19 protein-coding genes are annotated in these 23645 nt (G+C 67.0%); 11 read left to right on the forward strand and 8 right to left on the reverse strand.

The window, feature by feature from the left end; all coding sequences use genetic code 11:
- Positions 1 to 75 precede the first annotated feature (75 nt).
- Both CXG43_RS13605 and CXG43_RS13610 read left to right on the forward strand, forming a co-directional pair.
- Positions 76 to 831, forward strand: coding sequence for a DUF4239 domain-containing protein (locus CXG43_RS13605; RefSeq protein ID WP_101100400.1), 756 nt, complete (start codon positions 76 to 78; stop codon positions 829 to 831).
- A gap of 92 nt (positions 832 to 923) precedes the next feature.
- Positions 924 to 1196: a hypothetical protein gene (locus CXG43_RS13610; RefSeq protein WP_101100401.1), complete on the forward strand. Its 273-nt coding sequence runs from the start codon at positions 924 to 926 to the stop codon at positions 1194 to 1196.
- Between the two features lie 78 nt (positions 1197 to 1274).
- Here CXG43_RS13610 and CXG43_RS13615 read toward each other — a convergent pair whose 3' ends face one another.
- The 3 genes from CXG43_RS13615 to CXG43_RS13625 all read right to left on the reverse strand — a co-directional run bounded on the left by CXG43_RS13615 (position 1275) and on the right by CXG43_RS13625 (position 5971).
- Positions 1275 to 4088 carry a TonB-dependent receptor gene (locus CXG43_RS13615; protein ID WP_101100402.1) on the reverse strand — a complete coding sequence of 938 codons (2814 nt, stop codon included), beginning with the start codon at positions 4086 to 4088 and terminating at the stop codon, positions 1275 to 1277.
- A 183-nt stretch (positions 4089 to 4271) separates the two neighbouring features.
- The gene (locus CXG43_RS13620) at positions 4272 to 4931 is read right to left on the reverse strand and encodes an energy transducer TonB (protein WP_101100403.1); all 660 of its coding nucleotides are present in this window, start codon (positions 4929 to 4931) and stop codon (positions 4272 to 4274) included.
- Between the two features lie 302 nt (positions 4932 to 5233).
- A complete protein-coding gene (locus tag CXG43_RS13625; protein ID WP_101100439.1) occupies positions 5234 to 5971 on the reverse strand; it encodes an SIMPL domain-containing protein in 738 nt (245 codons plus the stop codon).
- 129 nt (positions 5972 to 6100) lie between these two features.
- Between CXG43_RS13625 and CXG43_RS13630 the strand changes: the two genes are divergently transcribed.
- The 4 genes from CXG43_RS13630 to tldD all read left to right on the forward strand — a co-directional run bounded on the left by CXG43_RS13630 (position 6101) and on the right by tldD (position 13626).
- Positions 6101 to 6709, forward strand: a complete 609-nt coding sequence (locus tag CXG43_RS13630; RefSeq protein ID WP_101100404.1) for a Maf-like protein — start codon at positions 6101 to 6103, stop codon at positions 6707 to 6709.
- Entirely contained in the window at positions 6702 to 8189 is a 1488-nt protein-coding gene (gene rng, locus CXG43_RS13635; RefSeq protein WP_042612244.1) for a ribonuclease G, read from the forward strand. The genes CXG43_RS13630 and rng overlap by 8 nt, the downstream gene beginning before the upstream one ends.
- Positions 8190 to 8219: 30 nt before the next feature.
- Positions 8220 to 12113, forward strand: a complete 3894-nt coding sequence (locus CXG43_RS13640) for a YhdP family protein (RefSeq protein WP_101100405.1) — start codon at positions 8220 to 8222, stop codon at positions 12111 to 12113.
- A 67-nt stretch (positions 12114 to 12180) separates the two neighbouring features.
- A complete protein-coding gene (gene tldD, locus CXG43_RS13645) occupies positions 12181 to 13626 on the forward strand; it encodes a metalloprotease TldD (protein ID WP_101100406.1) in 1446 nt (481 codons plus the stop codon).
- Between the two features lie 101 nt (positions 13627 to 13727).
- On the opposite strand, the gene yjgA is transcribed toward tldD, so the two are convergent.
- The gene (gene yjgA, locus CXG43_RS13650; RefSeq protein ID WP_101100407.1) at positions 13728 to 14324 is read right to left on the reverse strand and encodes a ribosome biogenesis factor YjgA; all 597 of its coding nucleotides are present in this window, start codon (positions 14322 to 14324) and stop codon (positions 13728 to 13730) included.
- 68 nt (positions 14325 to 14392) lie between these two features.
- On the opposite strand from yjgA, the gene pmbA reads away from it, so the two are divergent.
- Complete coding sequence (pmbA, locus tag CXG43_RS13655; RefSeq protein WP_101100408.1) at positions 14393 to 15766, forward strand: metalloprotease PmbA; 1374 nt, start codon at positions 14393 to 14395, stop codon at positions 15764 to 15766.
- A gap of 85 nt (positions 15767 to 15851) precedes the next feature.
- Positions 15852 to 16235: a DUF4870 domain-containing protein gene (locus tag CXG43_RS13660; protein ID WP_042612249.1), complete on the forward strand. Its 384-nt coding sequence runs from the start codon at positions 15852 to 15854 to the stop codon at positions 16233 to 16235.
- A 137-nt stretch (positions 16236 to 16372) separates the two neighbouring features.
- Here the strand turns inward: CXG43_RS13660 and CXG43_RS13665 are convergent, their stop codons facing one another.
- A complete protein-coding gene (locus tag CXG43_RS13665; protein ID WP_042612250.1) occupies positions 16373 to 17026 on the reverse strand; it encodes an isochorismatase family protein in 654 nt (217 codons plus the stop codon).
- 159 nt (positions 17027 to 17185) lie between these two features.
- On the opposite strand from CXG43_RS13665, the gene CXG43_RS13670 reads away from it, so the two are divergent.
- Positions 17186 to 18079, forward strand: a complete 894-nt coding sequence (locus tag CXG43_RS13670) for a LysR family transcriptional regulator (RefSeq protein ID WP_101100409.1) — start codon at positions 17186 to 17188, stop codon at positions 18077 to 18079.
- Here CXG43_RS13670 and CXG43_RS13675 read toward each other — a convergent pair.
- From CXG43_RS13675 to CXG43_RS13685, 3 genes are all read right to left on the reverse strand, one after another.
- Positions 18076 to 19500 carry a PepSY domain-containing protein gene (locus CXG43_RS13675; protein ID WP_101100410.1) on the reverse strand — a complete coding sequence of 475 codons (1425 nt, stop codon included), beginning with the start codon at positions 19498 to 19500 and terminating at the stop codon, positions 18076 to 18078. The two genes, CXG43_RS13670 and CXG43_RS13675, sit on opposite strands and share 4 nt — an antisense overlap.
- Position 19501: 1 nt before the next feature.
- Positions 19502 to 21541, reverse strand: coding sequence for a TonB-dependent receptor (locus CXG43_RS13680; RefSeq protein WP_101100411.1), 2040 nt, complete (start codon positions 21539 to 21541; stop codon positions 19502 to 19504).
- A gap of 137 nt (positions 21542 to 21678) precedes the next feature.
- The gene (locus tag CXG43_RS13685; protein WP_232767795.1) at positions 21679 to 22080 is read right to left on the reverse strand and encodes a DUF2946 family protein; all 402 of its coding nucleotides are present in this window, start codon (positions 22078 to 22080) and stop codon (positions 21679 to 21681) included.
- A gap of 287 nt (positions 22081 to 22367) precedes the next feature.
- Between CXG43_RS13685 and CXG43_RS19185 the strand changes: the two genes are divergently transcribed.
- Together CXG43_RS19185 and CXG43_RS13690 are read left to right on the forward strand one after the other, a co-directional pair.
- Positions 22368 to 22709, forward strand: coding sequence for a hypothetical protein (locus CXG43_RS19185; RefSeq protein WP_157825148.1), 342 nt, complete (start codon positions 22368 to 22370; stop codon positions 22707 to 22709).
- A gap of 259 nt (positions 22710 to 22968) precedes the next feature.
- Positions 22969 to 23601 (forward strand): TetR/AcrR family transcriptional regulator C-terminal domain-containing protein, encoded by a 633-nt coding sequence (locus CXG43_RS13690; RefSeq protein ID WP_101100413.1) that lies wholly within the window; start codon positions 22969 to 22971, stop codon positions 23599 to 23601.
- Positions 23602 to 23645 lie beyond the last annotated feature (44 nt).

A 23645-nucleotide genomic window follows, 5' to 3' on the forward strand; every position in this document is an offset into this window, starting at 1 on the left:
TTTGAAAACCCGCATCGCGAGATGCGGGTTTTTTTTGTGTGGCATGCTGCGCCCATCCTTGGCCGGAGCGTCACGATGGGTGAGATCATCACAGCGGGTATCGTCTTCGCCTGCCTGAGCGCGGCGTCGATCGGCATGATGTACCTGTATCCGCGGCTTTCGGCCCGGCACCGGGATGACGAGACCAATACGGTCCTGCGGTTGGTGGCCAATATCTTCGTGGTGATGACCTCGCTGGTGTTCGGCCTGCTGATCAATTCGTCGAAGAACACCTTCGAAACCATCGATTCGAACGTGCACGGTTTTTCGACCAGCCTGATCATGTTCGACCGCTCGCTGCGGACGTACGGGGTGGAAACCGAGGAGACCCGACGGCGGCTCAGGGAGTACATCGAGACCGCCATTGCCCATCCCGCGCGCAGCGACGATGCCCTCGTCCACCACCACGACCCGGCGGCCAACGCACTGGACCAGGTCGGTGGCGCGCTGGATCGTATCGCGCCAGCGGATCGTTTCCACGAAGGGTTGCTGGCCGATGCGCGACAGCAGTACCAGACCGTCGTGCTGCAACGATGGAGCATCGTCGAACAGTCCGAAGCCAGCGTGCCGCGCCTGATCATCTGGATGCTGATGGCGTGGATGACGCTGATCTATGGAAGTTTCGGCTATCGTGCCCCGCACAACCCGATGGTGGTCGGCATGTTCCTTGTATCGGCCGCTTTGATCGCGACCTCGGTGTACTTCGTGCTGGACATGAGCGTGCCGTTCCATGGGCCGATCCAGGTGTCCGCCGCGCCGTTGCACCGCGCGCTGGCCGAGATCCAGCCATGAGGTAACCCAGCGCATGTGCCCGCCCTGGTAGCGCCGAGCCGTGCTCGGCGGTAGGCTTCAGCGGCCAGCATCGGCATTAGGAGCAGTGACTCATGGAGAAACAACAGGCCGCCGCCATCGCAGAGGCGGTGCTCGACCCCGACCTGCAGGCACAGCAGTACCGTTCCGCGGCATTGAAGGCGGCCTCGCGCGAGCGAGCCCGAAATCGGGATATCGCCTGGTTCGGCCTTGCCGGCCTGATCGTGGGCATGCCGCTTGCCTGGCTGCTTGGCGCCGCGCCCGGCCACGGCGCGCTGCTGGGCGTGGGCGCAGGGTGCGTGCTGGGATGCATCGCGCGCGCTCTCCGATCCACGCGTCGCCGTTAGTCATCCCGCGCGCCGATGCACGCAGAAAAAAGCCCGGGCACGAGGCCCGGGCTTGGTCACATCACGCGATGAATCCGATCAGTTGAACGTGTACTTCGCGCCCACCGTGAAGTAGCGGCCGATGGCGCCGCTGAAGTGCAGCGGGTTGTAGTTGATGCCGCCGTAAGTGGCCGGATCCAGCGGTGCGGTGCGGTCGAACACGTTGGCCACCGAGCCGAAGATCTCCAGTCCATCCATGGCCTTCCAGTTGGCCGACAGATCAAACGTGGTGAATGAAGCGACCTTGCAGTCGCCCGGGGCCGGGCTGCCATCGGCGCGGAAGTTCAGGCAGTCGTCTTCCTTGGTACCGCCGGTTTCGGCCAGGTTGTCCATCGAACTGATGTAGTTGACGATGCCGCTGACCGACCAGTCGTGGTAGTTCCAGGTGGCACCGAAGTTGATGCGGTCCTTCGGCGTGCCGATGCAGTTGGTGACATCGCAGTTGCCGTGGGTGCCGGCGTATTCGTGGGTAGTGTCACCCTCGGTACGCTCGAACTTGCTGGTGTGGCTCCACTGCAGGTCCAGCCGCAGGTCGCCGGCAGTACCCAGCGGGATGTCCTGGCGGATATCGGTGTCGATACCTTCAACCTTCGACGCGCTGGCATTCACGTAGTTCGTGTTGATGGCCAGGATCGAGCCGGTGCCCGGCACACCATTGAGCAGGTCGGTATCGCGCAGCACGTTGCCTGACGCGATGGCATCAGCCGTTGAACCCTGTGCGATTTCATTGGTGCGCTTGATACGCCATGCGTCCACGGTGATCGACGTCGTGCGGGTCGGCTGCAGCACGATGCCCAGCGAATAGCTCTTGGACTCTTCGGCTTCCAGCAGCGGGTTGGGGCGGGTGATGATCGCCACCGGCTGCTGGCCGCAATCATCCTGCGTGCCACCCGGGGCGGGGGTGCCACCCGGGCAGCGGACCGGGTCGAGCGCATTGGAGAAGGCGGCCAGGCCACCATCGCCGTTCTCGGCCGGGTTCGGCGCGCGAAAGCCTTCGGCATAGGTGCCGCGCAGGGCGATCCAGTCGATCGGGGTCCACTTGAAGCCGACCTTCGGGGTCACCGAATCATCGCCGCTTTCGTATTTGTCATAGCGCGCGGCGGCGGTGAGTTCCAGCGATTCCAGCACCGGCGCGGCCAGTTCGGCATAGGCGGCGTAGACGTTCTGGGTACCGTCGTAGGACGAGAAGCCCAGCCCGATGATGTCGCCGGCATCGGTGTACGTCTGCGGCGACAGGCTGTTGGTGGTACGACGCCACTCGGTGCCCAGCGCCAGCCCCAGCGGACCGCCGGCCAGGTCCATCAGCGAGCGGTTCACCTTGAAGTCGAACATGTCCAGACTGCTCTTGGCGGTGGCCTGGATGGTCGGGGAAATGTAGTCGTACAGGCTCTGCGGATTGCCTTCCGAGCCGGCACCGATGTTCCATGTGCCAGCCGGGCAGGCCAAGTCGCCCAGCACGCACTGCACCGCGCTGTAACGCAGGAAGCCGTCACGCTTGTTGACCAGGTTGGTGGACGAATGCAGGTAGCCGGTGTCGTAGCTCCACTCGCCCCAGGTGCCCTTTACCCCGGCCAGGAAGCGGATGAACTCGTTGTCGTTGTTGGTCACGCGCGGGCCGACGTCGAAGGCGTTGTAGCGCACGCGCACCGGTTCGCCGTAGGGGTTGTCGGGATGCCCGACCGCCAGCACGGTGGCGCCGGGGCCACTGTTGGCATTGACCGGGCCACCAGGATAACCCCACGCGCCGGACACGTTGGACGGGGTGTTGTTGAAGGTGGTTTCCTTCTTGGAGTAGCCCATTTCCACATAGGCTTCGGCGCTGTCGTTGAAGGCGAAGGTCGCACGTCCGAACACGTTGACGTATTTCTCTTCCGGGCTCAGGTCACGATAGTCGGCCATGTCCCACAGGCAGCCGCCGCCCGGATCCTGCGGGGCGACACTGGAAAGGCCTGAACAACCGGGCAGTGATTCCAGCAGGCCGGTGGTCGGGTTGAAGATGCTGCCGGTCGGCGAGTTGCCGCCGCCGCTGCCGTTGCCGGTGATCGCCCCGCCAAGGAACTGGCTGCCGCCGGCGCTGTAGCCCCAGCGACGCAGGTCACCGGTGCCGATCCAGTCGCGGTTGCGACGGTCGCTGACGCGGATGCCATCGGACTTGCCCACGTCGATGCTGGCGAAGGCATTCCAGCCATCTTCGGACAGATTGCCGGTACCGGCGGTCAGGGTTGCCTTGCGCGCATCGCCGTCGCTGTCGCCGGACAAGCCATAGGAGCCGCGCAGGATCACGCCTTCGAAGTCACTGCGCAGGATGATGTTCACCACGCCGGCGATGGCGTCCGAACCATAGGTGGCAGACGCGCCGTCCTTCAGGACTTCCACGCGCTCCACGGCATCCAGCGGGATGGTGCTGAGATCGGTGAAGACCTTCTGTCCGTCATCGGCCAGGCCATAGGTGGCCATGCGCCGTCCGTTCAACAGCACCAGAGTGGAACCGGCGCCCAGGCCGCGCAGCGAAATGCCGGCGCCGCCGCCGGCGAAGCCGTTGCCGAAGGTCTTGGGGATGGAGCCGGAGCCGTCCGAAGTCAGGGTCTGCAGGTATTCGGCGACCGTGGTCTTGCCGGTACGGTCGATCTCCTGGCGGGTGACCACCTGCACCGGTGAGGGGGTTTCGGTATTGGTGCGCGGGATGTTGGAGCCGGTGACGGTGATCCGGTCCAGGTTGGTGGCGGGGTCCTGCGCGAAGGCCGTCGTGGATCCGGCGGCCGCGATCAGCAGCGCGCTGCCAGCAAGGACGTGGGTGATGGACGTGGCAAGCGACGTGCGGCGGCTGGCACGTGGAAGGGTCGGGTATTTCACAGCTCTCTCCTGACTGGGAATACGTAGTGGCGTGTCCTACCGCAGGCCCCCTTGCCCCGCGATGTCGCCAATCTAGGTTTCTTTCAGGTGACGCAAGAGTGAAATTTTGCTTAATCGGGTCCGCTTTGTGACGTCCGTCAGGGAGCTGGACAGGGGGTGATATCCGTCACCCCCTGTCGCGCCTTACTCTGGCAAGGAGAACTCGATCGGCACCAGGCCCACCGAGGACGTGGCCACGCCGTCCTGCATGGACGGTTCGAATCGCCACTGGCGCAGTACCTGCTGGCGCGCAGCAAGGTCCAGCGCACGCGAACCGCTGCTGCGTTCGATGTAAACCGCAGTGGGGCGGCCCTCGGCACTGACTTCCACCCGCAGCAGGACGGTGCCCTGCTCACGGCCACGCAGGGCGGCGATCGGGTACGTCGGCGGCGGGGCGGAGCGGTACCGCAGTTGTGCGCCAGGGCCGCTGCGGGTGGGCGTAGCGGTCTGCAGGGGCACGCTCGGAACGAGGGCGGGCTGCGGTTCGGCGGCGGGCACGGCGTAGGCCGGGACCTGCTCGGTGACGGTGGTGGGGGTCGGCAGGGGCGTCGGCTGGGGTTTCACCACGGTCTGCGGCGGTGCGACCTGCTGGACGACTTCCGGCGGAACCGGCGTGGGCGGCAGTGACTTGTCCGGGGTGATCCAGCGGATCTGCGGGGCCTCACGTGGCAGGGGGGCGCCCACGTAGGCGGCGGGGATCACCAGCAGCATGAAGGCCAGCACGTGCAGCGCGATCGCGGTGCTCCATGCGGCGATGCGGGCGGGGTCGAAGCGGAGCGGGACTACCGGGTACGTACGAACCATGGTTCACCTCCGTGCAAAGCCAGCAGGGGGACGTCATCGGGCCGGTGGATGCCGGCGGACAGCAATAGCGCGGCCAGCGCGGCGTGCCCAGCGGGGCAGGCGCGTTCGTTTGGTTACGAGTCAGGTAACGGCGGTGGCGCTACGTAGTGACGACCTTGGTCGTCACCCGCAGATCGCCGTGACGACCAAGGTCGTCACCTACCAATTGGCACCCAAGCAGAACGGTGACGACCAACGGTCGTCACGCACCAAGGGCGGTCGTCACCCACCAAACAGTGGATCGGCACTCAACTGCGAAGGCCTCAGCGGCCGAGTTCGAACACCACGTCCAGGTTCACCGACACGGTGGTTTCACCGGCGGCCACCGGGGTGCTGGCCATGTCGGCGGCCATCGGCGCGGCGGCCGCGCGCATCATCACCGGGCGGAAGCCGCCGCCGCTGCTTTCGGAAATGCTGACGATGCGGCGCACCTGCAGGCCCAGCGACTTGGCGTAGGTCTGCGCACGGGCCTGGGCCTTCTTCAGTGCGGCCAGGCGGGCTTCGTCATACACCGGTTCCGGCTGGTCGATCTCGAAGCTGGGGCCGTTGATCTGGTTGGCGCCCTGTGCGGCCAGCGCGTCCAGCACCTTGCCCAGCTTGGCGATGTCACGCACCTTCAGGCTGACCGTGTTGCTGGCCTGGTAGCCGGTGATCTTCGGTGCCTCGTTGTCAGCGTAGCGATACTGCGGGCTCAGGTTCACCCCGCTGGTCTGCACGTCGCGCTCGGCGATGCCCGCGGCCTTGATCGCGGCCAGCACGGTGTCCATCTTCTGCGCGTTCTCGCGCATCGCGGTGTTGCCGTCCACGGCCTGGGTAACCACGCCGGCGGAGAGCGTGGCGATGTCCGGCACGCGGCTGGCTTCGGCGTTGGCCGATACGTTGAGCAGGGTGCCTTCCACCGGGGCGATGGCAGGGGCCGGTACGGCGGCTTGAGCGGTCACGGAAGCTCCCAGGGCGAGGGACAGGGCGAGCAGCAGGGGTGAGAGGACAGGGCGACGCATGGAGATCTCCTTGAAGGCCATCGAGGTTGCTGGCGAAGGGATGAACGCGTTGTGAGCCGGAACGGGGTTGCGCATGGCCGCGGCACGTTGCCTGCGATTCAGGCCCTGCGCGCAGGGTATGCTGTGTCGATGCTCTATCTTGCCTCCCGCTCCCCCCGCCGCAGTGAATTGCTTGCCCGCCTTGGCCGTCCGTTCCAGACCCTGGACCTGGACGTGGCCGAAGTGCGCGCGGTTGGCGAAACGCCGCGCGACTACGTGCAGCGGGTAGCCGCCGACAAGGCCCGCGCAGGGCTGGCCCACGTGCTGGCCGCCGATCCCGCAGCGGTGGTGGTCGGCTCGGATACCGAAGTGGTGCTGGGTGAGCGCGTGTTCGGCAAACCGGCCGATGCCGGGGATGCCGCCGCCATGCTGGCCGCGCTGTCCGGCCGCACCCACCAGGTGATGACCGCCGTGGTGCTGGCTTCTGCCGGCGGCGTGTCGGCGGATGTGGTGGTGTCCGAGGTCACCTTCGCCGCGCTGGAGCAAGCCCGCATCGCCGCTTACGTGGCTACCGGCGAGCCGTTCGGCAAGGCCGGTGCGTATGCCATCCAGGGAGAAGCAGAGCGCTTCATCACCCATCTGGCCGGAAGCTATTCCGGCGTGATGGGATTGCCGCTGTACCAGACCGACCGGCTGCTGGCCGGCGCGGGCTTGCCTTCCTACCCTGTTGCCGCCACGGAGGCTGCCGTACATGTCTGAAGAAATACTGGTCAACGTAACCCCCCGCGAAACCCGGGTGGCGGTGATCGAGAACGGCATGCTGCAGGAGCTGCACATCGAACGTGGCTGGCGGCGCGGCGTGGTCGGCAACATCTACAAGGGAAAGGTGCAGCGGGTGATGCCCGGCATGCAGGCCGCGTTCGTTGAAGTGGGGCTGGAGCGCGCTGCGTTCCTGCACGCCAACGATGTGGTGCGGCCGGCCCCGGTGGCCAGCCCGGACACAGACGGCACCACCCTGCCGCCGCCCTCCAGCGTACCCATCGTGGAGCTGCTGCGCGACGGCCAGGACATCGTGGTGCAGGTGGTCAAGGACCCGATCGGCACCAAGGGCGCACGCCTCACCACCCAGATCAGCATCCCCTCGCGTTACATGGTGCTGCTGCCGCAGTCCAAGGTGGTCGGCGTTTCGGCGCGCATCGAAGACGAAGGCGAGCGCGCACGGCTGAAGGCGCTGGTGACCGAACTGTCGGCCCAGCACGGTGGCTACGGCTACATCGTGCGCACCAACGCCGAAGGCCAACCGGCCGAAGCGATTGCCGAAGACGTGGCCTACCTGTCGCGGGTATGGAACGTGGTCGAGCGGCGCGGCCGCGAGGCCGCTTCGTGCAGCGTGATCTATGAAGACCTCAGCCTGCCGCTGCGTTCGGTGCGCGACCTGATCCGCAAGGACGTGGACAAGGTGAAGGTCGATTCCAAGGAAACCTTCGTGCAGCTGCAGGCCTTCGTGGCCAAGTACATGCCGGTGCTGGCCGAGAAGCTGGAACTGTACGCTGGCGACCGCCCGATCTTCGACATGTTCGGGGTGGAGGACGAGATCGGCCGCGCACTGGACAAGCAGGTGCCGCTGAAATCCGGTGGCTACCTGGTGATCGACCAGACCGAAGCGATGACCACCATCGACGTCAACACCGGTTCGTTCGTCGGCCAGCGCAACCTGGAAGAAACCGTCTACCGTACCAACCTGGAAGCGGCGCAGGCCGTTGCCAGGCAGCTGCGCCTGCGCAATCTGGGCGGCATCATCATCATCGACTTCATCGACATGGTGGACGCCGAACACCGTCGCCAGGTGCTGCGCACGCTGGAAAAAGCACTGGCCCGCGACCATGCCAAGACCACCGTGTACGACTTCTCGCCGCTGGGCCTGGTGGAGATGACGCGCAAGCGCACCGTGGAGAGCCTGGAGCGCCAGCTGTCGGAAACCTGCCCGCAATGCAGTGGCCGTGGCAGCATCAAGACAACCGAAACGGTCACCTACGAAATCTTCCGCGAGATCACCCGTGCGGTGCGCCAGTTCGAAGCGGCGCGCCTGCTGGTGATCGCCTCCTCGAAGGTGGTGGCCCGCATCACCGACGAAGAATCCACCGCCGTTGCCGAGCTGGAAGAATTCCTCGGCAAGAGCATCCGCTTCCAGGCGGACGACCAGTACCTGCAGGAACAATTCGATGTGGTCCTGCTCTGATCTTTACCGGCCGGTTGCCGGCCAGGGCCGATGAGCGCGCCGCCGCGCCTGCGACTGCGAAGGATCCGCCGTCTTGCCCTGTACGCGTCCGCCATCACCCTGGTGGCGGTGGCGTTGCTGGTGGGTACCTTCAGCCAGCTGCTTCCGCTGGCTGAGCGGAACCCGGAACAGATTGCCGCCTGGTTGACCGCACGTGCCGGCCAGCCGGTGCGCTTCGATGACCTGAAAGCGCAGTGGACCCGCCGTGGCCCACTCCTGCAGCTCGATGGCCTGCGCATCGGGGCCGGCGATGGCCTGCGCGTGGGCCAGGCCGAAGTGCAGGTGGCGATGTACGCCGGCCTGCTGCCAGGGCGCTCGTTGACCGAATTGCGCCTGCGCGGACTGGCGCTCACCCTGCAGCGAGCCGACGACGGGCGCTGGAGCGTGCGCGGCCTGCCGAGCCGGCCGGGTAGCGATCCGTTGGATGCGCTGCGGCGGCTCGGTGAACTCCAGGTCGAACGCGGTCGCTTGACCGTGGATGCGCCTTCGCTGGGGCTGCAGGCGACCCTGCCGCGGCTGGACGTGCGGCTGCGGGTCAACGGTGACCGGCTGCGCGTGGGCGTGCGGGCGTGGGCCAGGGAAGACGCGCTGCCGCTTTCGGCGGTGCTGGACGTGGACCGCCGCCATGGCAATGGTGAGGCCTGGTTGGGCGGGGATCCGGTGGACCTGCAGGCGTGGTCGTCGCTGCTCTCCGGTGCCGGCGTGAAGGTGCTGCAGGGCCGCGGTGAACTCAATGCCTGGGTGGCCCTGCGTGACTTCCGCCCGGTGATGGTCACCACCGATTCGGACCTGACCGCGCTGCACCTGGCCGGCGCGCCCACGGCCCATGTGGCGCGGCCGACGCTGGACGTGGAGCGCCTGCAGATGCGCGCGCGATGGCGTTACAGCGCAGGTGGCTGGCGCGCACAGGCGCCGTTGCTACGGGTGCGTGCCGACGGCCGCGAACAGGTGCTTGATGGCCTGCTGGTCGGTGCCGGGCAGCACATGGCGCTGGTCGCCGACAACGTGGATGGCAACGTGCTGCTGCGCGGACTGGCGCTGACCGATCGGGTCGACGCCGGGCTGCGCGACTGGCTGTACCGCGCCCACCCGCAGGTGCGCGTGCGTTCGCTGCAGGCTCGCGGCGAACGCAACGGTGCGCTGTGGGTGCAGGGCGACCTGGAAACGCTGGCGTTTTCCAGCGTGGACGGCGGGCCGGGACTGGCCGGCGTAGGCGGCCGCTTCCAGGGCGACGCCGAAGGTTTTTCGCTGCAGTTGCAGCCGCAGCAGCAACTGCAGTTCGACTGGCCGAAGGGCTTCGGCGTGCGTCACGACGTGCGCCTGGCCGGTGAAGTGGTGGGCTGGCACGACGAAGCCGGTGGCTGGCGCATCGGCACCCCGGCGCTGCGCGTGCAGGGCACCGATTACGCGGCCGACGTGCGCGGCGGGTTGTGGTTCCAGGGCGACGGGACGCGGCCGTGGATGCAGCTGGCGGCGAAGATCGACGATGTACCGATGACCGCCGCCAAGCGCTTCTGGATCCGTTCGAAGATGAGCGCCAACGCGCGCGCTTGGCTGGATACCGCGCTGCAGTCCGGCCGCGTGCGCAACGGCATCGGGCTGGTCACCGGTGACCTGGACGACTGGCCGTTCGACCGCAACAACGGCCGCTTCGAGGCCACCGGCCATATCGAGGACGGCACCATCCGCTTCCAGAAGACCTGGCCGGACATGACCCGGGTGGATGCGGACATCGCCTTCATCGGCCCGGGCTTTTCGCTCAAGGGCCGCGGCGACCTGGCCGGGGTCAACGTGGATGCGATGGAAGCAGGGATCGAGGACTTCGGCCAGACCCCGCTGTACGTGCGTGCGCAGAGCCGCAGCGAAGCCAGCCGGTTGTTGGCCATGCTGCGGCGCAGTCCGCTGCACGGACAGTACGGCGACACTCTGGATGCGCTCAGCGCCAGCGGCCCGGCGAATGTGGATTTCGACCTGCTTCAGCCGCTGCATCCCGGCCAGCCCGGGCACCTGCAGGGCAGCGTGGCGCTGGATGGCGTAAAGCTGTCCGACAAGCGCTATGCGCTGGATTTCGAGGACGTGCGCGGCAGCGCGAAGTACGCCGGTGGCGGCTTCGGGGCTGACAACCTCAGCGTGCGCCACCTTGGCGCGCCGGGCACGTTGAGCCTGCGCGCCGGCGGCTTCGTGCGCGATCCGCAGCTGGCCTTCGAATCGGAACTGGATGCCAACCTGGACGCCGGCACGCTGCTGGACCGCGCTCCGGAAATGGCCTGGCTGAAGCCTTACATCGAAGGCCGCTCGGACTGGAAGATCGGCGTGGACATGCCCAAGGCGGTGGCTGCGGCGCCGTCAGCGGGCGGCACTGCGGCGCCGACCCCGCCTGCGCGGCTGCACCTGCAGTCCAACCTGGTGGGCACCACGCTGAGCCTGCCGGCACCACTGGACAAGCCGGCCGCCGAGGCGCTGGATACCCGCGTGGCGGCGCAGCTGCCGATGGGCGATGGTCGCATCGACGTGGCCTTCGGCGAGCGCCTGGCACTGGCCGCGCGCACGCACCAGGGCCAGACCGGCGTGCAGGTCACGCTGGGCAGTGCCCGGGTGGACCGCGATCCGCCGGCCAGCGGGCTGGCGGTCAATGGCCGAAGCGGCTCGCTGGATGCGCTCGAATGGATATCCCTGGCGCGTGGTTCGGCCGGCGATGGCAAGGACGACGGCACGCCCAGCGACCCGATGCCGCTGCGTTCGGTGGATGTGCAGGTGGCCCAGCTGCTGCTGATCGGCGGGGTGTTCGAACAGACCCGCCTGCAGCTGCGGCCGACCGCCCAGCACCTGGACGTGCGCCTGGACGGCCCCTCGCTGGCCGGCCAGCTGCAGGTGCCCAACGCCAGCGGCGGCACCATCAGCGGCGCCCTGCAGCGCGTGCACTGGAAGTCGCTGCCGGGCCCGGCGCAGCCGCGTCCGCGCGATGGCGCGCCGATCGTGATGCCCGATGGTGAAGTGATGGCGGCGCGCGTTCAGGCCAGCGCCAACGACACTGATCCAGCCGCCATTCCGCCGCTGTCGCTGGACATCGCCGACCTGCAGTTCGGCAAGATCAACCTCGGCCAGGCGGTGGTGCGCACCCAGCCCGTTGCCAACGGCCTGCGCGTGCAGCAACTGGATTTCCGTTCGCCGAAACAGGCCATCGATGTCCGTGGCAGCTGGTTGGGCAAGGGGCCTGCGGCACGCACCGACCTCACCGCGCAGGTGCGCAGCGAAGACCTCGGCGACCTGCTGCGCGACCTGGATTACGGTGGCCAGCTGCGTGGCGGGCAGGGCAGCATCGACCTGCAGGCCGGCTGGGCCGGTGGGCCGTCGGACTTCCAGCTGGGCAACCTGCAGGGGAGCATGAAGGTCGATGCACGCAACGGCCAGCTGCTGGAACTGGAGCCCGGTGCGGGGCGCGTGCTGGGCCTGCTGAGCATCACCCAGCTGCCGCGCCGGCTGATGCTGGACTTCCGCGACTTCTTCTCCAAGGGCTTTGCGTTCAACCAGATCGCCGGCACGCTGGCCTTCGCCGATGGATCGGCCACCACCGACAGGGTGATGATCGAAGGCCCGGCCGCCAACATCCGTATCCGCGGCCGTACCGACCTGCGCGCGCAGCAGTTCGACCAGACCATCGACGTCAACCCGCGCTCGGGCAACCTGCTGACGGTGGTGGGCGCAGTGGCCGGCGGTCCGGTGGGCGCCGCGCTCGGCGCGGCCACCAATGCGGTGCTGTCCAAGCCGCTGGGCGAAATCGGGGCCAAGACCTACCGTGTCACCGGCCCCTGGAAAGAACCGAAAGTGGAGGTGGTGGAGCGCGATGCGTCCGTGCCGCCGCCGCCCAAGCCGACCGCGCGCTGAGCGCTCGGCACTCCCCTCTGCATGACGCGGCTTGCCATGGCCGCGTTCTGCCCCCAGATTGAAGCTCATGACCGATAACGCCCTTACCCTCGCGACCGACCGCCTGCTGCAGCCCGCCGGGCTGGATGCAGGCACCCTGGAAAACACCTTCGGCCACCTGCTGGGCCCGGGCATCGACTTTGGTGACCTGTACTTCCAGCACGCCCGCCGCGAAAGCTGGAGCGTGGAAGATGGCATCGTCAAGGACGGTGCGCATTCCATCGAACAGGGCGTCGGCGTGCGCGCGATTTCCGGTGAGAAGACCGGCTTCGCCTATTCCGATGACATCCACCGCGACGCGCTGTCCAACGCCGCGCACTCGGCCCGCGCGATTTCGCGCGAGGGTGGGGCGCAGACCGGCAAGTCCCTGCTGCGCGGCGATGCGCGCGCCCTGTACCCGGCACTGGATCCGGTGGACAGCATGGGCAACGAAGCCAAGGTGGAAGTGCTCAAGCGCCTGGACGCCTACCTGCGCGCCGCCGACCCGCGCGTGAAGCAGGTGATGGTGAGCCTGTCCGGCGGCGTGGACACCATCCTGATCGCCCGCAGCGACGGCGTGCTGGGCGCGGACATCCGCCCGCTGGTGCGCTTGAACGTGCAGGTGATCGTGGAGCAGAACGGCCGTCGTGAATCCGGTTATTCCGGTGGCGGTGGTCGCTATGACTACACCGAACTGTTTGCCAGTGGCCGTCCGGAAGCCTTCGCCCGCGAAGCGCTGCGGCAGGCCCTGGTGAACCTGGAGGCGGTACCCGCACCGGCCGGCGTGATGACGGTGGTGCTCGGCCCGGGCTGGCCCGGCGTGCTGCTGCACGAAGCGGTCGGCCATGGCCTGGAAGGCGACTTCAACCGCAAGGGTACCAGCGTGTATGCCGGTCGCCTGGGCGAGCGGGTGGCCTCGCCGGGGGTGACCATCGTCGATGACGGCACGCTGGAAGGCCTGCGCGGTTCGCTCAACATCGATGACGAGGGTCAGCGCACCCAGTGCACCACGCTGATCGAAGACGGCATCCTGGTCGGCTACATGCAGGATTCACTCAACGCGCGCCTGATGGGCATGGCACCGACCGGCAACGGCCGCCGCGAATCGTTCGCGCACCTGACCATGCCGCGCATGACCAATACCTACATGCGCGCCGGGCAGCATGACCCGGAAGAGATGATCCGCTCGGTCAAGAAGGGCCTGTACGCGGTGAACTTCGGCGGCGGCCAGGTCGACATCACCAGCGGCAAATACGTGTTTTCGGCCACCGAGGCCTATCTGATCGAAGACGGTCGCATCACCGCGCCGGTGAAGGGCGCCACGATCATCGGCAACGGCCCGGAGACCATGCAGAAGGTGCGCATGATCGGCAACGACCTGGCGCTGGACCAGGGCGTCGGCATCTGCGGCAAGGACGGCCAGAGCGTACCGGTCGGCGTGGGCCAGCCGTCGCTGCTGATCGATGGACTCACCGTGGGTGGCACCCAGGCGTGATGCCAGCGGTGCCCCTGCCCGGCAGCGCCGCGGGCTTCCCGGCGGTATCCCTGCCCGGTAGCGCCGAGCCATGCTCGGCGGCTTTCCCGGCAGCGCAGGCCTCAATCCTGGCTGTCGTCCGCGTCTTCTTCCACCGCTTCGGCGTCTTCGCCGTTGTCGGCCACGATCAGCCCCAGCGCGGCCGGCAGCATCAGCGTACGCAGCACCTGGAAGATTTCCCGGTAGGCGCGCGGCGGCTTGTTCTTGGCCTTCTCGGCCTGGGCGTTGCGCACCAGCGTGCGCAGCTCCTGGCGGTCGGCCTGCGGGTATTCGTCCAGCAGCTTGGACAGCGCGGCGTCGCCATCGCTCATCAGCTTTTCGCGCCAGTCTTCGGCCCGGTGCATCATCGCCACTTCGCGGCGGCCGGTATCGCTGTTGGCGTCCAGCGCCTCGCGGATGGCATCCAGCGTGGACTCTTCTTCCCGGCGCATGTGCTTGGCCAGGAACGCCAGCTGCCGCTTGTGCGCGATGTGGGCGGTGATCCGCTTGCATTCGGCGATGTGCGGCAGCAGGTCTTCCGGCACCGGCAGGCGCGCCAGCTGCGCAGGAGTCAGCGAAACCAGCTTTTCGCCAAGCGCAAGCACGTCCAGCGCTTCGTTGCGCTTCTGCTTGCGGCTTTTATCGTGGAATTCACCGGTTTCTTCGTCGCGTCCGCGCATCGTCTTTCCTACTTTCGTAAATACGTCGCCCGGCGCAGTGCCGGGCCCAACCTGTACAGGATAAAGCATTGAACGTCATCGCCCCTGAAGCGGCCGCTGCCGCTGGCACCGAGGCCCGGCTGGAACAGCTTGCCGATATCTCCCAGCAGCTGCTGGACCACGCCCGCCGGCTGGGCGCCAGCCAGGCTGAAGTGTCCTGCAGCGAGGACCGCGGGCTGGACGTGAACGTGCGCCTGGGCGAGGTGGAGACGGTGGAATCCACCGCCGACCGGGGGATCGCGGTCACCGTCTACTTCGGCAAGCGCAAGGGCAGCGCCAGCACTGCCGACCTGCAGCCGTCCAGCCTGGTGGCCACGGTGGAGCAGGCTTGCGCGATCGCCCGGCATACCGAAGACGATGCCGCCGCCGGGCTGGCCGACGCCGAGCTGATGGCCCGCGAATTCCCTGAACTGGACAGCTGGCATCCATGGGCGCTGCAGGCCGACCAGACCATCGATCTGGCGCTGGCCTGTGAGGCGGCCGGCCGCGACAGCGATGCGCGCATCAGCAACAGCGATGGCGCCTCGGCATCGACCGGGCAGAGCCTGTCGGTGTATGCCAACTCGCACGGCTTCTTCGGCCGCGAGCGTGGCACTCACCATTCAATCAGCGTGGCGCTGATTGCCGGGCAGGGCGACGGCATGCAGCGCGATGGCTGGTATACCAGCGCGCTGGCCCGCGAGGACCTGGAAGACCCGGCCACGGTGGGCCGCAAGGCCGCCGAGCGCACCATCGCCCGGCTGCAGCCGCGTTCGATGGCCACCAGCAGCATGCCGGTGCTGTTCGCACCGGAAGTGGCGCGCAGTCTGGTCGGCCACCTGCTGTCGGCGATTTCGGGCGGCGCGCTGTACCGCCAGTCCAGCTTCCTGCTGGACAGCCTGGGCACTTCCCTGTTCCCGGCCTGGATGCAGATCGACGAGCTGCCGCACCTGCGTCGTGGCCGCCGCTCGGCCGCCTTCGATGGCGACGGCGTGGCGACCCGGACCTCGGCGATCGTGCGCGACGGCGTGCTGCAGCGCTACATCCTGGGCAGTTATTCGGCGCGCAAGCTGGGCCTGCAGACCACCGCCAACGCCGGTGGCGTGCACAACCTGCAGGTGGCCGCCAGCGCACCGGGCCTGGACCTGCATGCCATCGCCCGGCAGATGGGCAACGGCCTGCTGGTGACCGAGCTGATGGGGCAGGGCGTCAACGGCGTGACCGGCGATTACTCGCGTGGTGCCGGCGGCTTCCGCGTGGAGAATGGCGAAATCCTGTACCCGGTGGACGGCATCACCATCGCCGGCAACCTGCGCGACATGTTCCAGTCCATCGAGGCGATCGGCAGCGACGTGGACGTCCGTTCGCACATCGCCATCGGCTCGCTGCTGATCGGCAAAATGACGGTCGCCGGTAACGACTGACGTCGTTATTGGCGTACTCTTGCCGGGCTGCGACGGCCCACGGGGAGTGGGTCGCGCCGACCCTACACCTTAAAAGGAGTTTTCCGTGAGCGAATTCGACAACGTCACCGCCCCGCCGCCGCCGCCGTCCAGCGTGGAGCCGGCCCCGGCCGACCAGCGCACCATGGCACTGGCCGCGCACCTGCTGGGCATCTTCACCTGGTTCATCGGCGCGCTGGTGATCTGGCTGATCAACAAGGACGACGCCAGCAAGGCCTTCGTCACCGACCAGGCCAAGGAAGCGCTGAACTTCCAGATCACCATCGCCATCGCCATGGCGATCTGCGTGGTGCTGATGATCGTCTTCATCGGCGCCCTGCTGATGCCGGTGGTCGGCGTGTTGAACGTGGTCTTCTGCATCATCGCCGCAGTGAAGTCCAACAACGGCGAAGCCTACCGCTACCCGTTCACCCTGCGCCTGATCAAGTAATCACGGTGGGTGACGACCGTTGGTCGTCACGCTCTGAACAGAATGCCCGGCCATGCCGGGCATTTTTTTTGCGCCGCGCTGCGCGCTCGCCGAGCATGGCTCGGCGCTACCGGTTTCCCGGATCGGATCGCGGTGTATCAGCCCGCGCTCGGCGGCACCGGCGTGTTGAGCAGCTGCTGTTCCCACAGGTAGGCGATTCCGCTGCCGGTGGCGTGCTGCTTGAGCACCTCGGTCAGTTCGGCGGCGTGCTCGGTGCGCGCCCAGTCGCGCTGCCATTCGGCGGCCAATGCCATCCAGGTCATCATGTTGGCGCCGGCCGCGATCATGCGCTGGATCGCCACCTGGTGGGCCTCCACCGAAACTGCGCCGGAGGCATCGGTGATCACGGTGACATCCCAGCCTTCGCCCAGCGCCTGGATCACCGGCATCGCCACGCAGATTTCGGTCCACAGGCCGGCGATGATCAGCTGCTTGCGGCCGGTGGCCTTTACCGCATCGACCACCTTCGGGTCTTCCCAGGTATTGATGAAGGTGCGGTCGATGACCTCCTGACCGGGGAAAACATCGGTGATGTGCGGGAAGATCAGCCCGCCGCGATCGGCGATCACGCTGGTCAGGATGGTGGGCACCTTGAAGGCCTTGGCTGCCTTGGCCAGCGCCGTCGCGTTGTTCACCACGGCATGCGGGTCGTGGCTGTTGAGGTTTGCCAGCTGGTAGGGCTGGTGGTCGATGAGCACCAGCACGGAATCTTCAGGGCGGAGCAGCGAGGAAAGGCCGTTGCGGAAGGTCATGGAGTCATCCTGTTGCCGAGGGGTGTGCAGCGAAACCGAACCTTGTCATCCCCGCGTCCGGGGCGGTAGAACCCTTTACTGCCAAGCTGTGTCGCACAATGGGGAACGCGGGACGGGCCCGGCGTGTGTCAGGCTGGCGAGTGGATCCGGGAGGTCACGGTGGATATCGAAGAACTGCGCACGTTCGTGGAAGTGGCCAACGCAGGGGGTGTTTCGCCTGCCGCGCGCCGGTTGAATGTGTCCAAGTCGATCGTCAGCCGGCGGCTGGCCCGGTTGGAGGCAGAGCTGGGTGTGCAGCTGCTGGCACGCACCACGCGCGGCGCAGCGCTGACCGAAGCCGGTGCCACGTTCCGCGATCATGCGGCGAAGGCCTGCGCGGAGATCGATGCGGCGCGCGATGCGATCCTGCCCAGTGGTGACCTGCGCGGTCGCCTGCGGGTTGCCGCTCCGTTGACGTTTGGCCCGACCCACTTCGCTTCGGTGTTCGCCGAAATGGCGCGGCGCCATCCGCAACTGCATGTGCACGCGTCCTACAGCGACCGCTTCGCAGACCTGGTGGCGGAGGGATTCGACTGCGCGATCCGCGTGGGTTACCTGCCTGATTCCAACCTGGTCGCCCGCTGCGTGGGACCGCTGTACGGGAAGCTCGTCGCCAGTCCGGCGTATGTGGCGGCGCATGGCGCGCCGGAAACGCCGGACGAAGTGTTGGCGCATGAGGCGCTGATGCAGGGCACCGAAGCCTGGCAGTTCAGCGATGGCGATGCCGTGGTGACCGTGCATCCGCGTGGGCGCTTCAAGGCCGACAACGGCACTGCGCTGATTGCCGCGGCGGTGGCGGGGCTGGGCATCGCCTGGCTGCCCGATGGACTCACCCAGCCGTACCTGGATGCTGGCACGCTGGTGCCGGTGATGCCGCGTTATCCGCCGCCGGCAGCCGGTATCTACGTGATCCGTCCGCCGGGCCCGCACCCCTCGCTGAAGGTGCGGGCGCTGACCGAACTGCTGATTTCCTGCTTCGACGACGGGGCGCAGGAAGCAGCGTTTCGCCGCTAGCTGCTGCGCCAGCCGCGGGTCAGGATGAAATCGAGCACGCCGATGACCAGCAGCGACAGTCCCATCAGCGGGAACAGGATGCCGCCGATGCACAGCAGCGCGAACACGATGGCGACCGTGCGTTTCGCATGCGGCAGGGGAGGGATGCCGATGCCACCGGCGGGACGGCGTTTCCACCACATCACCGCACCGCTGACGCACAGCAGGAAGATTGCCGCGCAGGCCATCAGCAGCACCAGCCGGTTGACGGTGCCGTATTGCTGGCCCAGGTGCACGTTGATGCCCCATTCCAGTCCCCGACCAAGCGCACCGTAGTCGGCGTAGTCCATGTCCAGCAGGATGCGGCCACTGTACTGGTCCATGTGCACGACGCGTTGCAGGCTGACCTGCTCCGGATAGACCGACGCGGAGTACACCCCCATCGGACCACGCGGCAGCGCCACACTGTAACCGGGTGCCATGCCCATCCCGTTGAAGCGCTCCAGCGCGGCATCGATGCCGATGGCTCCGGGCTGCGGGGCGAGATCACCGGACACCCTGCCGCCGTGACCTTCATGGCCCTCGTGCGCCTGCTGCTGTGGCGGCGCGGCGTGCTGCGCAGGGGCGACGTGCGAGGTCGGCAGCCTTGCCTGCTCCATCGACCAGCTGGTGGCGGTGGTATCGGCCAGACGCTGGTCGGACATCGGTACGTCCACCCGCACGCCAGCCGGGTATCCAACGTTGTGGCCGTTTGCCCAGACGTTGACCTGCTTGCCCCAGACCAGCGACCACGGCATGCCGGTCAGGGCCAGGAACAGCAGCACCGCACCCACCCACACGCCGGTCACCGCATGCAGGTCACGCCAGAACAGGCGCTGGGCAGGTCGCCCGCGTACGCTGCTGACGCCGCCACGCTGCCCGCGCGGCCACCACAGGAAAACCCCGGTGATCACCAGCAGGATCGCCCAGCCTGCGGCGATTTCGATCAACGCGCTGGCCCAGCTTCCGATCAGGTCCAGGCTGTGCAGCCTGCGCACCACGCCGGAGAAGGTGCCCTTGTCCGGCAGCGAGCCCAGCACCCGCGCGGTGCCGGGGTCGACGTAGTACACATCGCGCGCTCCATCGGCCTGCTGCACGCCGATTTCCACGCTCCCATCGACGCGCTCGGGCAGGGTGTAACGGAACGTTTGTCCTGCTGCGATGGCTTCAACGGCGGCGATCTGGGCACTCGCTGATGTGGGCATGCCGTGCGCGGGCTGCACCACTTTCAGATCGTGGTGGATCCAGCGGTCGATCGGTTTCTGGTACAGATACGCCGCGCCGGTCACCGCCAGCCATGCGATGAACGGCAGCACGAACAGGCCGGCATAGAAGTGCCACCGCCACACTGCACGATGGAAGCGCCAGCGATCAGTCGGGCTGCGGGTAGGCGTGGTCTGCATGTCAGATATCCCGGGTCCAGCTCAGGTAGAGCGCGCGTCCATCACCGGGTGAGTAACCGGAGGAACCGCTGTCATACCAGGCATAGACATAGAAACGGTCGGTCGCGTTCTTCAGCTGCAGGGCCACGCGGTTACGGTTGTCCACGTGGTAGGTCGCGCTCAGGTTCATCAGCACGTAGCCGCCATGACGGCCGAGCGTATTGCTCCGTTCCACGAAGTAATCGCCCTGCCCGTTGCCCCATGCGCTGAAGCTCCAGTCCACCCGCGGCGCGTACTCCACGCCGGCACTGGCCAGCCAGTTCGGCACGTTCTCGATCTGCCTGCCACGCGTCTGCGGCGCGCTCGGGTCGGCCACGGTGATCACCGCTTTCTGGCGCGAATACGCGCCCCAGGCCCGCCACTGCTCGTTGGCCTGCCAGCTCAGCTGGGCATCCCAGCCGCGCCGCAGCGTCTGGCCGACATTGCCGACTTCATTGGCACCGATCGCGCCGTTGACGCCCAGGATGGTGGCCACTTCATCCGATGCGCGCTGCTCCCAGTACGCCACGCGGGTCTGCAGCCCCGGCAGCGGCGTCCACTTGAGCCCGCTTTCCCAGCCTTCATTGCGCGAGGGCAGCACGTTGTTGGCCTGGATACGGTAAGCACCGTTGCCACTGCCGATCTGGAACGTGCGGCCCCAGTTTGCATATGCCACGGTGCGGTTGCCCAGGTCGTAGGACGCGCTCAGCTTCGGCTGCTTGATGAGGCCATAGCGGTAAGCGGGTGCATGGCTGCCATCGGCGCGGTTGCGGAACCCTCCGTCGATGTGGTCCACCCGGTAGGCCGGTACGATCTTGAGCGCTTCAACCGGCTTGACCACGGCCTGCACATACGCGCCCTGCGTGTCGAGGTCGAAGCTCCAGTCACGCAGGGTGGTCTGGCGCTCGCGTGCCACGGTGCGGTAGCGGGCGGCGAGATTGTCCTGCCACTGCGCGTCAACGCCGGCATCCAGCACCAACTCCGCCAGCGAGGTAGCAGGGCGCCAAGTGGTGTTGAGGATCACGCCGCGGTGCGTCTCGTCGTTGAAGCGCTCCTGCTGTGCGCCGCCCGCGGTAAAGGTCACCCAGCGCTGGTTGCGGTAGTCATTCTGGTAGGCCTTGGCATTCCAGCTCCAGCCGTTGCCCAGCTGGCCATCGGCATGCAGTGAGGTCTGCACGGTCCGGCGCTCACTTCGGTCATCGCGCGCGTAATCGGGGGATTGCGTTGGATTGGCCTGCACTTCGGCGTAACTCAGGTAGCCGGCTTCCAGCGCGGTGTTCTTGTAATAGCGGGTGCTCAGCCCCGCACGCCACTGGTCTTCTTCGTTGCTGTAGAACCACTTGCCGGCGAAGCTGCGCTGGTTGGCTTCGGCATGGTCGCGCTCACCCTCGGAGCCGCGCCAGCCGACAAAATAGTTCTGCGCCCACGCGCCCTTTTCGAATCCCTTGGCGATCTGGATATCGCGGGTACCGAAGCTGCCGACGGTGAGGCTGGCCTGCCCGTCGTTACCACCTTGGCGGGTCAGGACGTTCACATCGCCGGCGATGGCATGCAGGCCATAGCGGGCATCGTTGGTGCCGCGGACGATTTCCAGTGCACTGATGTCCAGCGGGAACACCGCATCCAGGTAGGGCATCCCGCCGGCATTGTCATTGCTGGGAATACCGTCGATCAGCAGCTTGACCGCGTTGATGCGGCCTTCGCCGTTGAAGCCCCGGAAGGAGAAGCGGCCGGCATCGGTGCCCATCTTGAACTGGGTCACCTGCACGCCGGGGGCGTTCATCAGCAGCTCCCAGCTGTGGTCGACTTTCTGCCGCTGCAGCAGGTCACCGCCGATGACGTCCACCGAAGTGAATACCAGGCGTGCCGGCAGCTCCCGCTGCGCCGTCGCGCGGGCGTGGACGGTGCCCAACGTCAGTGCGGTTCCATCCTGCGCGACTGCCACCGAAGGTAAGGCGGCCGCGCACGCCAGTGCCGCCAGGATCGCCGTTGGCAGCGGGTGCTTTGGTTGAAATTTTTTCATGGTCCACAACATCGAAATGCCGCGACCGGGGGCGGTCGGGACAGGCAGAAGATCCGGTGCATCAGCCCGGTGGAAGGGAAGTCGGGGATTCAGTCATGCCTCGACGTGCAGCATGCAGCCGCAGGCCGGGGACTGAATCAGCAGGCGATGGCCGGCGGACCGCGGGCGCCCAGCGTGCCCAGCGCAGGAGCGGGCCGGGTCGGGTGACGTGCCGTGATCGTGCCGAACGCTGCGGGCCAGACAGTGAGCAACAGCAGCAGCGCGACCAGCAGGCTGATCATCCGCGCAGCAATGAGGCAGTAGTCGCACTCCACGCCCATCTCATGCTTGGCGTGGGGATCCGGCGGCTCGGTTTCGCTCGATGCCGCGTGAGCAGGCGGCTGCGGTGCCGTCATGTCGTGATGCATGGCGTGCTGCATGCCATGGTGCATATCGTGTGCGCTACCCATGTGCGGGTTAGCGGCAGCTTCCACGGGCGCCAGGGCAGCCCTTGGCGCGGGATGCTCCGCCAGCGAACGGCTGATCAGCGGCGCCACCATCACCAAGGCCATGGCCAGGCATGCCCAGGCGTGGAGCCAGCGGTGGAAGAGGGGCAAGCGCACGACTTGGATTCTAGGGGAAGCCAGCGGGATCAGCGCGTGAGATGGCCGTTTACCTGCCTGCTGCGACGCTTTGTCACACCCGGGCCCGGGGTCACCAACGCTGGGATGCTGCCAATTACGCCGCGGTTGAATATAGTGAGTCCGGGCGCGCCCTGTGCAGGGGGATGGATCGCAGCGCCCCCGCCGAAACCCGTGGTTCGAACCGCTGACAGAAAGGACGCATCGTGAGCCCGGAAACCATCCTTGCAGGCGTTGCTGCCGCAGTTGTCATTCTGGGGCTGATGGGATCGTTCTGGCCCAAGCGCAAGCCACCGCACATGGTGTTCAAATGTGGAGGTTGCAACGCCGCCAGCCGGCACAGCAATCGCACCATCGAAGCATGGCGTCGTGGGAAAACGCGGTTCTTCTGCCCGCCCTGTCACCTGAAATGGCTGCAATCCCAGCCCCGACGTGAGCACGATACGTATGCCGGCCATGGACGCGGCGGCGGTTCGGGGTGCCTGGGCGTGTTTGTGATTCTGGGTTTTCTGCCCGCCGGTGGCATGCTGGCGTGGGTCTTCCTCTGACCAGGAAGAACGCATGAACGCAGTGATTTATCACATCTCCCGCTGCGGGCCACGTCCGGCGCCGCAGCCGTCCCGGGCAGTGCCGTGCCAGACGACCGAACGGTAGCGCCGAGCCATTCTCGGCGAGCGCAGCGGCGAAGGCGTGACGACCAACGGTCGTCACCCACCGAAGCGGGTCGTCACCCAACCGGGTCGGGCCTTGCGATCCCCAACCTAACGCTGTTAGATTCGCCCCCTAACAACGTTAGGTAGAAACTTCGTGCGCCAACCGATTGCCCGCGAACATATCGTCGGGGCGGCCTTCCGGATACTCGACGAGGCCGGCCTGGAGGGGCTCACCCTGCGCAAGGTGGCCTGTTCGCTGGGCATCCGTGCGCCGTCGCTGTACTGGCACTTCAAGAGCAAGCAGGCGCTGATTGATGCCATGGCCGACGCGATGATCGCCGACGTGGCGCAGGCCATCCCCGATGGCCAGTCCTGGCGCCAGACCCTGCTGCAGATCGCACGCGAGTTCCGCGTCGCGTTCAAGGCGCGGCGGGATGGCGCACGGGTGTATGCCGGGACCTTCCTGGCCACCGAAAACGTGCTGCGCGTGGGCGAGGCCAGCATCGCCGCACTGGTTGGCGCTGGTGCATCGGCCTGCTTTGCCGCCACCACGGCGATGGACCTTGTGTACTACACGATGGGCTATGTCATCGAAGAACAGTCCTGGCCCGGCGACGGCAGCATGGAAGCGTTGGGTGAGGCCTTCATGGCGCTGGCCGAGCAGCGTTTCCCGCATTGCTGGGAAGCGCGCGAGGTCTGGCGCGAAGTTGATTTCGATACCCGTTTTGAACAGGGCCTGGGGCTGATGCTGGACGGCATCGAACTGCGGCTTGGCCGCACCCCCTGACTCCCGCATTCCTTTTGAACCTGATGCCTCCACACGGAAAGCCC

It is taken from the genome of Stenotrophomonas sp. Bg11-02 (assembly GCF_002836635.1).
In the GTDB taxonomy this organism is placed as follows: Bacteria; Pseudomonadota; Gammaproteobacteria; order Xanthomonadales; family Xanthomonadaceae; genus Stenotrophomonas; species Stenotrophomonas lacuserhaii.

Excerpts from the sequence above, each read along its gene's own strand:
- CXG43_RS13605 (WP_101100400.1), top strand. The coding sequence starts at position 76 with ATGGGTGAGATCATCACAGCGGGTATCGTCTTCGCCTGCCTGAGCGCG.
- CXG43_RS13610 (WP_101100401.1), top strand. The coding sequence starts at position 924 with ATGGAGAAACAACAGGCCGCCGCCATCGCAGAGGCGGTGCTCGACCCC.
- CXG43_RS13620 (WP_101100403.1), bottom strand. The coding sequence starts at position 4,931 with ATGGTTCGTACGTACCCGGTAGTCCCGCTCCGCTTCGACCCCGCCCGC.
- CXG43_RS13625 (WP_101100439.1), bottom strand. The coding sequence starts at position 5,971 with ATGCGTCGCCCTGTCCTCTCACCCCTGCTGCTCGCCCTGTCCCTCGCC.
- CXG43_RS13630 (WP_101100404.1), top strand. The coding sequence starts at position 6,101 with ATGCTCTATCTTGCCTCCCGCTCCCCCCGCCGCAGTGAATTGCTTGCC.
- rng (WP_042612244.1), top strand. The coding sequence starts at position 6,702 with ATGTCTGAAGAAATACTGGTCAACGTAACCCCCCGCGAAACCCGGGTG.
- CXG43_RS13640 (WP_101100405.1), top strand. The coding sequence starts at position 8,220 with ATGAGCGCGCCGCCGCGCCTGCGACTGCGAAGGATCCGCCGTCTTGCC.
- tldD (WP_101100406.1), top strand. The coding sequence starts at position 12,181 with ATGACCGATAACGCCCTTACCCTCGCGACCGACCGCCTGCTGCAGCCC.
- yjgA (WP_101100407.1), bottom strand. The coding sequence starts at position 14,324 with ATGCGCGGACGCGACGAAGAAACCGGTGAATTCCACGATAAAAGCCGC.
- CXG43_RS13665 (WP_042612250.1), bottom strand. The coding sequence starts at position 17,026 with ATGACCTTCCGCAACGGCCTTTCCTCGCTGCTCCGCCCTGAAGATTCC.
- CXG43_RS13675 (WP_101100410.1), bottom strand. The coding sequence starts at position 19,500 with ATGCAGACCACGCCTACCCGCAGCCCGACTGATCGCTGGCGCTTCCAT.
- CXG43_RS13680 (WP_101100411.1), bottom strand. The coding sequence starts at position 21,541 with ATGAAAAAATTTCAACCAAAGCACCCGCTGCCAACGGCGATCCTGGCG.
- CXG43_RS13685 (WP_232767795.1), bottom strand. The coding sequence starts at position 22,080 with ATGGTGGCGCCGCTGATCAGCCGTTCGCTGGCGGAGCATCCCGCGCCA.